15 protein-coding genes and 1 riboswitch are annotated in these 13,100 nt (G+C 68.9%); of the genes, 10 read left to right on the top strand and 5 right to left on the bottom strand.

What is annotated here, in order from left to right; genetic code table 11:
- Nucleotides 1–39 precede the first annotated feature (39 nt).
- A riboswitch (cobalamin riboswitch) is annotated at nt 40–105 on the bottom strand.
- Nucleotides 106–153: 48 nt separating this feature from the next.
- The gene (locus AB0L57_RS17490) at nt 154–738 is read right to left on the bottom strand and encodes a TetR/AcrR family transcriptional regulator C-terminal domain-containing protein (RefSeq protein WP_364962806.1); all 585 of its coding nucleotides are present in this window, start codon (nt 736–738) and stop codon (nt 154–156) included.
- Between the two features lie 172 nt (nt 739–910).
- On the opposite strand from AB0L57_RS17490, the gene bioB reads away from it, so the two are divergent.
- The 4 genes from bioB (at nt 911) to AB0L57_RS17470 (ending at nt 3,197) form a co-directional block, all read left to right on the top strand.
- Complete coding sequence (gene bioB, locus AB0L57_RS17485) at nt 911–1,924, top strand: biotin synthase BioB (protein ID WP_364962804.1); 1,014 nt, start codon at nt 911–913, stop codon at nt 1,922–1,924.
- Between the two features lie 84 nt (nt 1,925–2,008).
- Nucleotides 2,009–2,233: a hypothetical protein gene (locus tag AB0L57_RS17480; RefSeq protein ID WP_364962801.1), complete on the top strand. Its 225-nt coding sequence runs from the start codon at nt 2,009–2,011 to the stop codon at nt 2,231–2,233.
- Nucleotides 2,233–2,871, top strand: a complete 639-nt coding sequence (locus tag AB0L57_RS17475) for a DUF2567 domain-containing protein (RefSeq protein ID WP_364962799.1) — start codon at nt 2,233–2,235, stop codon at nt 2,869–2,871. The genes AB0L57_RS17480 and AB0L57_RS17475 overlap by 1 nt, the downstream gene beginning before the upstream one ends.
- 158 nt (nt 2,872–3,029) lie before the next feature.
- Nucleotides 3,030–3,197: a hypothetical protein gene (locus AB0L57_RS17470; protein WP_364962796.1), complete on the top strand. Its 168-nt coding sequence runs from the start codon at nt 3,030–3,032 to the stop codon at nt 3,195–3,197.
- A 19-nt stretch (nt 3,198–3,216) separates the two neighbouring features.
- Here AB0L57_RS17470 and AB0L57_RS17465 read toward each other — a convergent pair whose 3' ends face one another.
- On the bottom strand, nt 3,217–3,879 hold the full coding sequence (locus AB0L57_RS17465; protein ID WP_364962794.1) for a DedA family protein: 663 nt from the start codon (nt 3,877–3,879) through the stop codon (nt 3,217–3,219).
- Between the two features lie 55 nt (nt 3,880–3,934).
- Nucleotides 3,935–4,717, bottom strand: a complete 783-nt coding sequence (locus AB0L57_RS17460; protein ID WP_364962791.1) for an NUDIX domain-containing protein — start codon at nt 4,715–4,717, stop codon at nt 3,935–3,937.
- A 95-nt stretch (nt 4,718–4,812) separates the two neighbouring features.
- Here AB0L57_RS17460 and nadA point away from each other — a divergent pair, with 95 nt between their 5' ends.
- From nadA to AB0L57_RS17440, 4 genes are all read left to right on the top strand, one after another.
- Nucleotides 4,813–5,853: a quinolinate synthase NadA gene (nadA, locus tag AB0L57_RS17455; protein WP_364962789.1), complete on the top strand. Its 1,041-nt coding sequence runs from the start codon at nt 4,813–4,815 to the stop codon at nt 5,851–5,853.
- A gap of 44 nt (nt 5,854–5,897) precedes the next feature.
- Nucleotides 5,898–7,616, top strand: a complete 1,719-nt coding sequence (locus AB0L57_RS17450) for an L-aspartate oxidase (protein WP_364963457.1) — start codon at nt 5,898–5,900, stop codon at nt 7,614–7,616.
- A 40-nt stretch (nt 7,617–7,656) separates the two neighbouring features.
- Nucleotides 7,657–8,517: a carboxylating nicotinate-nucleotide diphosphorylase gene (gene nadC / locus AB0L57_RS17445; RefSeq protein WP_364962787.1), complete on the top strand. Its 861-nt coding sequence runs from the start codon at nt 7,657–7,659 to the stop codon at nt 8,515–8,517.
- Nucleotides 8,518–8,595: 78 nt separating this feature from the next.
- The gene (locus AB0L57_RS17440; RefSeq protein ID WP_364962784.1) at nt 8,596–9,474 is read left to right on the top strand and encodes a TIGR03854 family LLM class F420-dependent oxidoreductase; all 879 of its coding nucleotides are present in this window, start codon (nt 8,596–8,598) and stop codon (nt 9,472–9,474) included.
- A gap of 30 nt (nt 9,475–9,504) precedes the next feature.
- Here the strand turns inward: AB0L57_RS17440 and AB0L57_RS17435 are convergent, their stop codons facing one another.
- A complete protein-coding gene (locus tag AB0L57_RS17435; protein WP_364962783.1) occupies nt 9,505–10,674 on the bottom strand; it encodes a winged helix DNA-binding domain-containing protein in 1,170 nt (389 codons plus the stop codon).
- Nucleotides 10,675–10,683: 9 nt separating this feature from the next.
- Nucleotides 10,684–11,592 (bottom strand): alpha/beta hydrolase, encoded by a 909-nt coding sequence (locus AB0L57_RS17430; RefSeq protein ID WP_364962781.1) that lies wholly within the window; start codon nt 11,590–11,592, stop codon nt 10,684–10,686.
- Nucleotides 11,593–11,633: 41 nt separating this feature from the next.
- Here AB0L57_RS17430 and AB0L57_RS17425 point away from each other — a divergent pair, with 41 nt between their 5' ends.
- Complete coding sequence (locus AB0L57_RS17425) at nt 11,634–12,107, top strand: MarR family transcriptional regulator (RefSeq protein ID WP_364962778.1); 474 nt, start codon at nt 11,634–11,636, stop codon at nt 12,105–12,107.
- 115 nt (nt 12,108–12,222) lie between these two features.
- A complete protein-coding gene (locus AB0L57_RS17420; protein WP_364962775.1) occupies nt 12,223–13,092 on the top strand; it encodes an arylamine N-acetyltransferase in 870 nt (289 codons plus the stop codon).
- Nucleotides 13,093–13,100: the final 8 nt, after the last annotated feature.

Raw genomic sequence — 13,100 nt, 5'->3', positions numbered from 1 at the left:
ACGCGACCTCGTGTGAGCAGTGCGGTGCCCGGCGGCCGAGGTCCGACTTCCGCGGCGTACCGCGGTCACGGTGGCGCGACCGTTCCGGATTCACACCGGATTCCCGCACCGCCGGGGTTGACGGTCCGGAAGTCTACCGTCTGGTTTGTCTGGTTATCGCACCCGGCTGCCGAGCAGATGCCGTACCCCGCCCACGAACAACTGCAGGCCGAAATCGAAACGCTCGGTGGCGGAGGTGTTCTCGTACAGCGGGGAGTCCTCGTCGGCGAGCGCGCCGGCGGAGTCCATCTGCATCCGGGACTGCTCGTCCACGGTTTCGCCGAGCACGTAGTAGAGCAGCGTGTAGGCGGCCAGATCGGCCTCCTCGCGGGTCATGCCACCGCGAATCATGGCCCCGGCCAAGCGTTCCCGGCCCTTGCTGGTGGTGAGCCGGGAGGCGTAGGTGGCCGAGACCACCTCGGCGCCGTCGCGATAGGCCAGCAGGCACGAGCGCAGCCGATGTGCCAGCTCGTCGATCTGTCCCGGCCAGTCCTCGGCGGTCACCGGCTCGTCCATCGGTGTGAGGACGCGGTCGGCCACCGCGCCCAGCAGTGCCTGCTTGTTCGGGAAATGCCAGTAGAGCGCCCCGGGCTGCACGTGCAGGGCGGTGGCAAGCCGGCGCATGGTCAGATCGGCGAGGCCGTACTGGTCGAGGATGGCGATGGCGCCGTCGATCACATCGCCCCGATGCAGCTGCATAACCCACCCCTCGGTGTTTTGACTCACTGACCCCGTTACCCTAGCCTGAACACCGTTCAAGTTGCACGGCATGGGCGGTCGAGCCCGAAGGCGGCAGCCTGCGTAACCACGTAGAGCCGAGTCCATGTCGCAAATGGCACGGCCACATCGGCCGGAGGAAGGGATTCGTGCTGTGACGCAGGCACCCGTGAAGACCGACATTCTGGCCACCGCCCGCGAGCAGGTGCTCGAGCGGGGCGTCGGGCTGACGCAGGAGCAGACCCTCGAGGTGCTGCGCCTGGGCGACGATCAGCTCGAGGCACTGCTGGAGCTCGCGCACGAGGTCCGGATGAAGTGGTGTGGCCCGGAGGTCGAGGTCGAGGGCATCATCTCGCTCAAGACCGGTGGTTGCCCGGAGGACTGCCACTTCTGCTCGCAGTCGGGCCTGTTCCAGTCGCCCGTGCGCGCCGCCTGGCTCGATATCCCCAGCCTGGTCGAGGCCGCCAAGCAGACCGCCAAGACCGGCGCGACCGAATTCTGCATCGTCGCCGCCGTCCGCGGTCCCGACGAGCGCCTGATGGCACAGGTCGCCGCCGGTGTGGAAGCCATCCGCAACGAGGTCGACATCCAGGTCGCGTGCTCGCTGGGCATGCTCGACCAGGCACAGGTCGATCAGCTCGCCGCGATGGGCGTGCACCGCTACAACCACAACCTCGAGACCTCTCGTTCGCACTTCCCGAACGTCGTCACCACCCACAGCTGGGAGGAGCGCTGGGACACCCTGCGCATGGTGCGCGAGGCCGGTATGGAGGTGTGCTGTGGTGGCATCCTCGGCATGGGCGAGTCGCTGGAGCAGCGTGCCGAATTCGCCGCCAACCTGGCCGAACTCGAGCCCGACGAGGTGCCGCTGAACTTCCTCAACCCGCGTCCGGGCACCCCCTTCGGCGACCTCGAGGTCCTGCCCGCCGCCGATGCGCTGCGCGCCGTGGCCGCCTTCCGGCTGGCGCTGCCCCGCACCATCCTGCGTTTCGCGGGTGGCCGTGAGATCACCCTCGGTGACCTCGGTGCCAAGCAGGGCATCCTCGGTGGCATCAACGCGGTCATCGTCGGCAACTACCTGACCACGCTGGGCCGCCCGGCCGAGGCCGACCTGGATCTGCTGGTCGATCTGAAGATGCCGATCAAGGCACTCAACGAGACTCTCTGATCCGCGGCCCGCGCGATATTTTCGGGTATTGTCGAGCAGCTGGAGAGCTGCACTTCACTAGGGGTTTCGCGAATGGTGGTCCAGATGCCACAGCCTGATATGCAAGAGCGCTACAACCCGTACACGGGTAAGCGGATCGTCGTGGGCCTGGACGATCCGGTCCCCGCCGCGGCCGCGCTCGGGCTGGAACCGCCCCGTTTCTGCGAGGCGTGTGGACGCCGGATGATCGTGCAGGTGAGCCCGGACGGCTGGTGGGCGAAATGCTCCCGGCACGGCGTGATCGATTCGCACGGCCTGGACCATCGCTGATGGCGGTCGCCGTTCTCGAACCGGTGCGCCGCGATCTGCGGGCCGTGCTGTGGATCGTGCCGGCGGTACTGGTGGTGAGCCTGGTCGGAGGCGGTGTGTGGGGTCTGCTCGCACCCACCGAGAAATCGCTGGTCGTGAGCGGCGGCCGAGATCCGTTGCCGCTGACCGGTGAGAGCGTCCATCGGTTCGACGCGGTGGCGATCTTCGCCTGTGTCGGCGTGGTGGCCGGTCTGCTGAGTGCCGCCGCGGTCTGGCGTCGCCGGGCCGCTCGCGGACCGTCCATGCTGGCCGGACTGCTGCTCGGTTCGCTGGCCGGCGCCTGGTTGATGTCCTGGTTCGGTGAACAGGTCGCGGGCTGGATCCATCCGCAACCGCACAATCCGCCGGTGCGCAGCATCGTCGAGCTCGCTCCCGGTGTGGAGGGCTGGACGGTGCTGCTGTTGCAGCCGTTGCTGGCCGGACTGGTCGTGCTGGTGCTGTCGGCATTGAGCACCTCCGAGGATCTGGGCCGCGGTGATGGATCCGATCCGGCCGACGAGCCGCGCGCCACGATGTCGGATGTGTCCTACGGTCCGTACGCCTGGCCGTCCGGCCGCCCCACGAACGGCCCCTGTCAGGGATCCGATTCCGGCCGCTGACCGTTCACGGCCCGAATATCGTTGCGGCCCAGCAGTTGTGTGCCGCGTACCTCCAGACCTGCCCGGACCGGGCCACCCGTTAATTCGGTGGTGGTCGCGGGCCGCGGGACGTTACTGTCCGGCTCGGATGTTCATCGAGCGGGGAGAGGAGGTCCGAGATGACGAACGAGAAGTCCGGCGACTGCGCGGCGATCGAGGAGCGCGAGCGCGCCGACCTGATCGCGTGGCGGCGCAGGCACGCATTGCGCAGATCTTCTGCGGCGCAACCGATCGCGAACAAGCGCGTATACCGGCGCAACGCGAAGCATCGCGATCGGGGCTGGTGATCGCCGGAGGCCGCGCGGCTCAGTGGCCCTCGGTGGTGGTCTGCCCTTCGTGGGTGGCGTGATATTCGGATTCGATCGTCTTGTCGTGGCGGCGTTCCCGGACCTTCCACACGATCAGCCCCAGCACCACGATCACCACCACCGCGATCGCCATATCGCGGCCGACCGTCTTGGCCACCTTCTCGTAGGAGTTGCCGGCCACGAAACCCAGCACCACGAAGGTCGTGCCCCATACGACGCCGCCCACGGCGTTGTAGGCCAGGAACCGTGGATACGGCATCCGGGACGCGCCGACGAGGGCAGGCATCACCGCACGGAAGAAGGCGGTGAACCGCCCCAGAAAGACCGCCCAGCCACCGCGATGGGCCAGGAAGCTCTGTGCCCGGTCGAGCCGGCCGCGGTGCTTGTCCAGGAAATCGGCCTCGAGCAACCGGCTACCGAAATGCTTGCCGACCTCGTATCCCACACTGTCGCCGAGGATCGCCGCGGCCACCACCAGCACGATCATCACCCACAACTCGATGTGGCCCTGACTCGCCGCGACACCGCCCAGTACGGCGGCAGTCTCACCGGGAATGACGAATCCGACGAAGATGGCGTCCTCGGCGAATACCAGCAGCCCGACCGTCAGATAGATCCACACCGGCGCGATATCGAGAATCCGGTGCATCAGCGATTCCATTCCGCCGACGCTACCGTGCGTGTCGGGATCGTGCCGGAGCGTCCGGGGAGTGTGGTCAGGCCGGTGGGCGGAGCGCGGCGAATTCGTCGGTCACCCGGATCTCGTCGTCGGTGAAACGGTAGACCGCCGCGGGGCGCCCGCCCGAGCGGCCCGGTGCGGCGGTGTCACCGGTGGGCGTGATCACCTTGCGGCGGGACAGCACGCGCTGCAGATTTGTGGTGTCGACGTCGTATCCCAGTGCGGTGCAATAGATTTCCCGCAGCGTGGACATGGTGAACGTCGACGGTGCCAGGGCGAAGGCGAGATTGGTGTAGGACAGTTTCGCGGCCAGGCGGGTGCGGGCGTGATGGACGACGGTGCCGTGGTCGAAGGACATGTTCGGCAGGGCCGAGACCGGATGCCAGCGGGTGTCGGCGGGCAACTGCGGATCGGCGGTCAGCGGCACCAGGCCCAGATGGGCCGAGGCGATGCGGCGCACTCCCGGCACCCGATGCGGATCGCTGAACACCGACAGCTGCTCGATGTGCCACAACTCGCGCACATCCACCTTCTCGGCGAGCTGACGGCGGGCCGAGGTGTCGAGATCCTCGTCGTCGCGCAATCGGCCGCCGGGCAGCGACCAGGTCCCGGTCTGCGGTTCCATGGCGCGCTGCCACAGCAGTACGCCGAGTTCGGTGCGCGCCCCTCGGCTCGCGCGCGGCGCCTGGGGGTCGATCGGTTCGCTGGCAACCACCCCGTCACCTCCGACACCGCCTGGACCTGCGGTGATGATGTCCAAGAAGCGACGAACCTGGAACACCGCGGTGAGCGATTCGTGAATGGTGCTACTATGGGCCACGTTTTCGATTGTAAGTCGAAAACCGGGCTGAAGCGAATCGGCCCGGGGTGATGTGCTCGGTGAGGGTGCCGGGCGCATGAGGAAGGAGCCATGCCATGGCGTCAACGAGTCTGACGACGACGGCATTCGCAGCGCAGGTCATCGACGGTCCGGCCGGATTCGGCGGAGTCGAGGCCACACCGGAGTGGGCGGCGGAGATCAAGCGGCTCGCGCGCGAGCGCAACGCCACCATCCTGGCGCACAACTACGAACTACCCGAGATCCAGGACGTCGCCGATCACGTCGGTGACTCGCTCGCACTGTCGCGGATCGCCGCCGAAGCGCCCGAGGACACCATCGTGTTCTGCGGTGTGCACTTCATGGCCGAGACCGCCAAGATCCTGAGCCCGGACAAGACGGTGCTCATACCCGACCAGCGCGCGGGCTGCTCGCTGGCCGACTCCATCACCGCCGACGAATTGCGGGAGTGGAAGGCAGAACATCCCGGCGCCGTGGTGGTGTCCTACGTGAACACCACCGCCGCGGTGAAGGCACTCACCGACATCTGCTGCACCTCCTCCAACGCCGTCGACGTGGTCGCCGCCATCGACCCGGAGCGCGAGGTGCTCTTCCTGCCCGACCAGTTCCTGGGCGCGCACGTCAAGCGGGTCACCGGCCGCGAGAACATGCACATCTGGGCCGGTGAGTGCCATGTGCACGCCGGTATCAACGGTGATGAGCTCACCGAGCAGGCCCGCACCCACCCGGATGCCGAGCTGTTCGTCCACCCCGAATGCGGTTGCGCCACCTCGGCGCTGTACCTCGCGGGTGAAGGTGCGTTCCCGGCCGACCGGGTGCACATCCTGTCCACCGGCGGCATGATCGACGCCGCCAAGGCCGCGCGGTCGAGCCAGGTGCTGGTCGCGACCGAGGTCGGCATGCTGCACCAACTGCGCAAGGCCGCACCCGACATCGACTTCCAGGCGGTCAACGACCGCGCGGCGTGCAAGTACATGAAGATGATCACGCCGGCGGCGCTGCTGCGCTGCCTGACCGAGAATCTCGACGAGGTGCACGTCGATCCGGAAACCGCTGCGCTGGCCCGCAATTCGGTGCAGCGCATGATCTCCATCGGCAATCCCGGCGGCGGCGAATAGCCACCGGAACCCGCGCTCGGGCGAGCCGGAGAGGTTTCACGATGATGTCGACACCGTCGATCGGCTGGGAGGCCGATGCTGATCTGGTGGTGATCGGTGGCGGGGTCGCGGGTCTGACCGCGGCCCGCACCGCGTCGCTGCGGGGGTTGCGGGTCCTGACCCTGAGCAAGGGCGGCCCGACCGATACGTCCACCCAATACGCGCAGGGCGGGATCGCCGTGGTCGCGCCGGAGGGAGACACGGTCGACTCGCATGTCGAGGACACGGTCGATGCCGGTGCGGGACTGTGTGATCCGCAGGCGGTGCGCTCGGTCGTGACCGCCGGCGCCGATGCGGTCGCGGCGCTGACCGATCTGGGCGCGGTCTTCGATCTGGGTCGCGACGGCCGGGTCTCGCGCACCCGCGAGGGCGGGCACAGCACCCGCCGCATCATTCACGCCGGTGGTGACGCGACCGGGGCCGAGGTGCAGCGCGCGTTGAACGCGGCCGGACTTCCGGTGCTGTTCGGCACCGCGGCCCTCGATATCGTCACCGGTCCCGACGGGGTGCGCGGTGTGATCGTGGTGTCGGACAAGGGATTCGGCATCGTCCACACACCGGCGGTGCTGCTGGCCACCGGCGGGCTCGGCCAGCTCTATTCCTGCAGCACCAACCCGCCGGGCGCCACCGCGGACGGGATCGCCCTGGCCCTTCGGGCCGGTGCGTCGGTCGCGGATCTGGAGTTCGTGCAGTTCCACCCCACCGTCCTGTTCAGTCCCGACGGGCTGGGGCGCCGACCGCTGATCAGCGAGGCCGTGCGCGGCGAGGGGGCGATCCTGGTCGATGCGGCGGGCGAATCGGTCACCGCGGGGATCGATCCCCGTGGTGATCTGGCACCGCGTGACATCGTGTCCAGGGCCATCGCCGCGCGCATGCGCCGGCTCGGAACCGAGCACGTCTATCTCGACGCCCGCTCGATCGACGGCTTCTCGCAACGCTTTCCGACCATCACCACCTCGTGCCGCGCCGCGGGCCTGGATCCGCGCACCGATCTGATCCCGGTCGCCCCGGCCGCGCATTTCCAATGCGGCGGGATCGTGACCGACACCCACGGCCGGACCTCGGTGCCCGGGCTGTACGCGGCCGGCGAGGTGGCGCGGACCGGTCTGCACGGCGCCAACCGGCTGGCCTCCAACAGCCTGCTGGAAGGCCTCGTGGTCGGTGAGCGAGCCGGTGCCGCGGCCACCGAACGGCTGGGCGCGAGCGCTCGGGTCGCGGAGGTGACGCCGGCCCGGTTGCCCCGGATCGACCGAACCGCCCTGCAGCAGTTGATGTCCGCGCACGCATCGGTGGTTCGCGACGGTGATGGACTGCGCGGTGCCATGCTGCGGGTATTGGCGCTGATGAACGACGGTGACGCGGAGCCGGAAGAGATGACGGAAGAAGCGGCCGCGCAACAGGTATCCGAATCGGAGGGCGCCGGCGCGCAGTGCCCCGATCCCGCGGATTCCGTTGCCGTGCGGGCCGTATCGGCCGGTGATCGCCCGGCGGGCGTGCTGCGCGCGGTCGAGGACGCCGCACTCACCATGACCGCCCGCGCACTGCTGGTGGTGGCCACCGCCCGTGCGGAGAGCCGTGGGTGCCACACCCGGTCGGACTGCCCGGAGCCTCGCGAGGAGCTGCGGCGCAGCGTCGCGATCCGGCTCGGTTCCGACGGGCGCCCCCAGGTGGTGAGCGAGCCGATCGCGCTCGCCGACCCGCTGCCCGCGGTGGGCGTCCGATGACCGTGCCGCACAACCACACCGACCTGCCGAGGAGTAGATGATGGCACCGGCCCCCGAACTCGACCGCACGGAACTGCGTGCGCTGATCCGCACCGCACTCGACGAGGACCTGCGGTACGGACCCGATATCACCTCGGCCGCTACGGTTCCCGCCGATGCGACCGTCAAGGCGGCGATGGTGTCGCGGCAGCCCGGCACGATCGCCGGCATCGATGTGGGACTGCTGGTCCTCGACGAGGTGATCGGCGCCGGGAACTACGAGGTGACCGATCGGGTCGCCGACGGTACCCGGGTCGCGGCGGGCGACGCCGTACTCACCGTCGTCGCACCGACCCGGCAGCTGCTCACCGCCGAACGCACCATGCTCAACCTGGTCACGCACATGTCCGGTATCGCCACCGCCACCGCCGCGTGGGTCGACGCGGTCGAGGGTACCGGCTGCCGTATCCGCGACAGCCGCAAGACGCTGCCGGGTCTGCGTGCGCTGCAGAAGTATTCGGTGCGGGTGGGTGGTGGCGTCAACCATCGGATGGGGCTCGGTGACGCCGCCCTGATCAAGGACAACCACGTGGTCGCCGCCGGATCGGTGGTCGCGGCCCTGCGCGCGGTGCGGGAACTGGATCCCGATATCGAATGCGAGGTCGAGGTCGACAGCCTCGACCAGCTCGACGCCGTCCTGGCCGAAGACGTGGAACTGGTGCTGCTGGACAACTTCGCGCTGTGGGCCACCCAGTCGGCGGTACAGCGTCGCAACAGCCGCTCCCCGCGCACGAAACTCGAATCGTCCGGTGGGCTGTCGCTCGACGCCGCCGCCGACTACGCGCGCACCGGCGTCGACTATCTCGCCGTCGGCGCGCTCACCCACTCGGTGCGGGTGCTGGATCTGGGCCTGGACATGTAGTTCGGCCCGGGCCGAAATAATTGCTCGCGCCACCGGCGTTGTCATGCATCGAATGCGATGTCGGTGTGGAGGGTCGCGATGAAGATACGGTTCGGCGTGGGTACGGGTTCGCAGGCCGATCCCGCCGCTCTGCCCGCCCTCGTCGACCGGCTGGAATCCGAGGGTGTCGATTCCCTGTGGTTCTCCGAACTCGTCTTCGCGCCGGCCGTGGACCCGATGGTGGGGATGGCGTTCGCGTTGTCGCGTACCGAACGGCTCAAGGTCGGCACCTCGGTGGCGATCCTGCCCGGCCGCCATCCTGTTCTGGTCGCCAAACAGCTGGCATCGCTGGCATTGCTCGCGCCCCGGCGGGTGCTGCCGGTGTTCGGATTGCGCCCGGCCGGCCCCGGCGAACAGGACCTGTTCCCGGTGCCGGGCCGCCGCGGTGCCGTATTCGACGAGTCGTTGCGATTGCTGCGCAGCGTATTGCGGGCCGATGACGTCGATTTCGACGGCGAGTACTTCACCGTCCGCGGTGCCGGCGTGGGCACGCGCCCGACCCGGCCGCCCGACATCTGGCTCGGCGGCCGTGCACCGGCGGCATTGCGCCGCGTCGGCCGGTATGGCGACGGCTGGCTGGGCAGTTTCCTGACCCCGGCCGAGGCCGCCGCCGGGGTCATCGCGATCGATGCGGCGGCGCAAGCGGCGGGCCGGGAGATCGAAGCCGATCATTTCGGCATCACGCTGCTGCTGGCGCAGGACGGTATCCCCTCCGGACCGGCGGCCCGGATCGCGCAGCAGCGTCCCGATATCGACCCCGCCGACCTGGTGGCGGGCAGCTGGCCGCAGTTGCACCGCCTCGTCGACGCCCACCTCGCGGCTGGGCTCAGCAAATTCGTGGTGGTACCGGCCGCCGGTGACGTGTCGGGAGATTTCCTCGATCGATTCGTCGCCGAACTCCTGCCCCGCCAGAACTGAGCGCCGATTCCGCGCCGCGGGGGCCCGGCCTCAGGCGGTGAGCTCGCGTTCCAGCGGTGTGCGGAAACGAGGAATGGCCCGCACCGTACCGAACCAGGCGGCCGTGCGTTCCACCTCCCGGTCGACGAGCGCCTTCGCATCGGCGCCGATGTCTTCCAGTAGCCGCCAGGCGATCTCACCGTCGGCGCGCTGGGCCCAGCCGCCGACGATCCGGCCGTCGACCCAGATACTCGGCCCGGCATTGCCGTTGGTGTCGAACAGCGCGGGCGCGTGTGGGCCCAGGAACCAGTCGCGCGACTGCCAGCCCATCGTCGTCGGATCCAGGGCGGGCAGCAGCGCGGCCCACGGTTCGGGTTCGGGCTCGGGGCCGGTGTCGTCGGACAGCACGATGCCGGGGGAGCCGTCGAGATCGACCTCGGTCACCTCGAGGTTCGACAGTGTTGTGCGCACATCGGTTTTCGTCCATCCGGTCCACCAGGTCAGATCCGCCACCGGAGCCGGACCGAAGGCCCGCAGCCAGCGGCGGGCGAGCTCGGTGCGGGCCGGCTCGAGCGCGATCGGCTGGTGCTCGGGCAGCCAGGCCTCCCGCGGCGCCCAGGTGTACTGGCTGCTGGTCCAGCTGCCGCCCGGGCGGCCGCGCACGATGGCACCGTCACAACCGAGGATGAGCAGTACCCAGGTGGTGATGTTGGTGGGTTTCGAATACGACTTACCAGGCGCGGTGTCCACCTGCGTGCGCAACCGCGGAATCGCCGCCGACAGTTGGGCGCCCGTCGCACTGCCCCGGGCCAGCAGTTCCCGGTGGGTCTCGTCGGCGACCTCGGCCAGCCAGACATCGATATCGCCGTCGACCACCTGCTGCAGATATTTGCCGTAGGCACGGCGCTGCTTGACCGCGAGCGCGTCGGCGACCGCGGCCTGCAGTACCGGGACCAGATCGACCGGCACCACGAACATGGTGCGGCGCATGGCCAGCATGCGCAGCAGCGACCGGTCGTCGTAGAGCGCCCGCTCCACATCGGCGGGTGTCAGGCCCTCGCTGCGGGCGCAGATCGACAGATACACGGTCGCCGGATCGGTGGCGTGCAGGGCGACCATCGAATCGGCGATACCGGCCGGATCGGTACCGCGATCCGATCCGGTGAGCCGGTGCCGGCGGGCCAGTCGCGCGCGCCGCTCGGCGACGGTGATCGAACGCATGGTCGAATACTAGCGGGTGTCGCGCTCGCGCAGGCGTTGGCCGAGGAACTGTGCCGCCCGGTCCAGCGCCTCGTCCGCTTCGTCGAGAATTCCGGTGAAGCACTGGAACACATGCGGTACACCGGCGGTCACATCGAGAACGACGTCCACCTCCGCCGCGCGCGCCCGGGCGGCGAGACGGGTGGAGTCGTCCAGCAGCAATTCGTTGGTGCCCACCTGCAGGAGCATCGGCGGGAAACCGGTGAGGTCGGCGAGCACCGCCGGGCTGAGCAATGGCTGGCTGGGGTCCTGGCCCGCGAGATACATGGCACCGGTGTGGTCCAGGCTCGCGCGGGTGAACAGCGGATCGATCCCGGCCTTGCTCACCATGCTGGCGCCGGTGCGAGTCATATCGAGTCCGGGGGAGAACGCCACGATCGCGGCGGGCAGCGGCAGGCCCGCGTCGCGGGCCGCGAGACACGTGGTGACGGCCAGGCCGCCACCCGCGGAATCGCCGGCGAACGCCACGGCCGACGGTGGTTCGCCGCTGTCGAGCAGGGCGCGGTAGGCATCGAGGGTGTCCTCGACGGCGGCCGGGAACGGATGTTCGGGCGCCAGTCGGTAGTCGACCGACAATGCCCGGAAACCGGTCCGGCTCACCAGATTTCCGGTGAGCGACATCGCCGTCTCGGGTGAGCCGTAGACGAAACCACCACCGTGGAAATACAGGATCGTCGCGGCTCGCGCGGGACCCGGCGGTTCGACGAGTACCGCGGGCCGGGTCCCCAGTGGGATTGTCCGGGTACGTATTCCGGCCGGTACGGCCATCCCGGACATGAGTGCGCGAAATCCGTCCCGGATCTCGGCCACCGTTCGCGGTTCCGTCGGTCGTGGCTGCCGCAGCATCGCGTCGATCCGCGCGCGTTGTGCCTGGCTCATATGCACCTTCCCGATAATTGCATTCCTGTACAGTATATGCCATGGAATATAAATCGGAGCGAGGTGATGTCGATCTGCCGCAGCTGTTCGCCGATCTCGTCCGGAGCGAGACGCGGTTGTACAACGCCGTCAACGATCGTCTGCGGGAACGCCATGGAATCGTCACGTCACAATTCGAATCGCTGCGTTTCCTGCGTGCGCACCCCAGCGCCCGGGTGGCCGATCTCGCCACCGAATTCGCGGCGGGAATCGGGGCGATCAGCAAAGGTGTCGACCGCTTGGAGAAGCAGGGATGGGTTGCGCGGCAGCCGAACCCGTCGGATCGCCGGTCGTCGCTGCTGACCCTGACCACAGCCGGCGCCCAGCTGGTGGCCGCGGCCGAGGAGACCTTCGTCGAGCGGCTCGGCGAACTGTTCGCCGCGACCCCGGACGTGGCGTCGCCGGTCGTCGCGCAGGCGCTCGCGGTGCTGCGCGCCGCGCTCGAGCATGATCGGGTCGGCCTGCCCGCGGGCTGATCGACGCGGCGGTCACCCGTGCCGCGCCGGGGGTGGAACACCGGGCGGCCATCGGCGGTTGATCATGACAGTCATCGGAACGACATACGGCCGGGCGCCGTGCGGAGGAGGCGTCATGACGGGCTATCCGGCCCCGACCTCGAAGTGGGACGGCGCGGAACTGGACCTGCCGGCATATCTGGCCCGCATCGGATTCACCGCAGCGCGGGAACCCACGCTGGAAACGCTGCGCGCACTGCAGTACGCGCACACCACGACGATTCCGTTCGAGAACGTCGATGCCGTCCTGGGGCACGCGGTGCGGCTGGACCTTCCTGCGCTGCAGGACAAGCTCGTAGGAGCCCGTCGGGGTGGCTACTGCTACGAGAACATCGTCCTGTTCGCCGCCGCGCTGGAACGACTCGGATTCGGTGTGATCGGACTGCAGGGCCGGGTCAGCATGGGTGCGCCCCGCGGCACCATCCGACCGGCCACCCACGCACTGCTGCGGGTCGGCACCGCCGACGACGAGCGGATCTGGTTGTGCGACGTCGGATTCGGCGCCGGGCCGTCGGCGCCGCTGCCACTGGACCCGGACGCGGGCGAGACCCGGACCGGTGACTGGCGCTTCCGGCTCGAACGCGTGCGGGGTGAACTCGACTCCGAACTGTGGGTGCTGCACCAGTTCGCCCGCCAGGGCTGGATCGACCGTCACAGCTTCACGATGAACCCGCAGTACCGCATCGACTACGCTGTGGGCAATCACTTCGTGTCCACCTCACCACGGTCGCCGTTCGTGGCGCGGCCCTTCATCCAGCGATTCCGGCCCGACCGCCACGACATCATCGATGACACCACCTGGATCACCGAATATCCGGACGGCACCTCGCACAGCCGCGACCTGCCACCACATGACCTGCCGAAGATCCTTGCCGCCGAATTCGATATCGAACTCGATGACGCCGACGCGGCCCGGCTGGCGGCCGGTGAGTGGCGCACCCGCTGACCGCGCGG

This window comes from Nocardia sp. NPDC052254 (genome assembly GCF_040679495.1).
In the GTDB taxonomy this organism is placed as follows: domain Bacteria; phylum Actinomycetota; class Actinomycetes; order Mycobacteriales; family Mycobacteriaceae; genus Nocardia.
The sequence above is the reverse complement of the archived record's forward strand: the minus strand, read 5'-3'. Positions and strand labels throughout refer to the sequence as shown.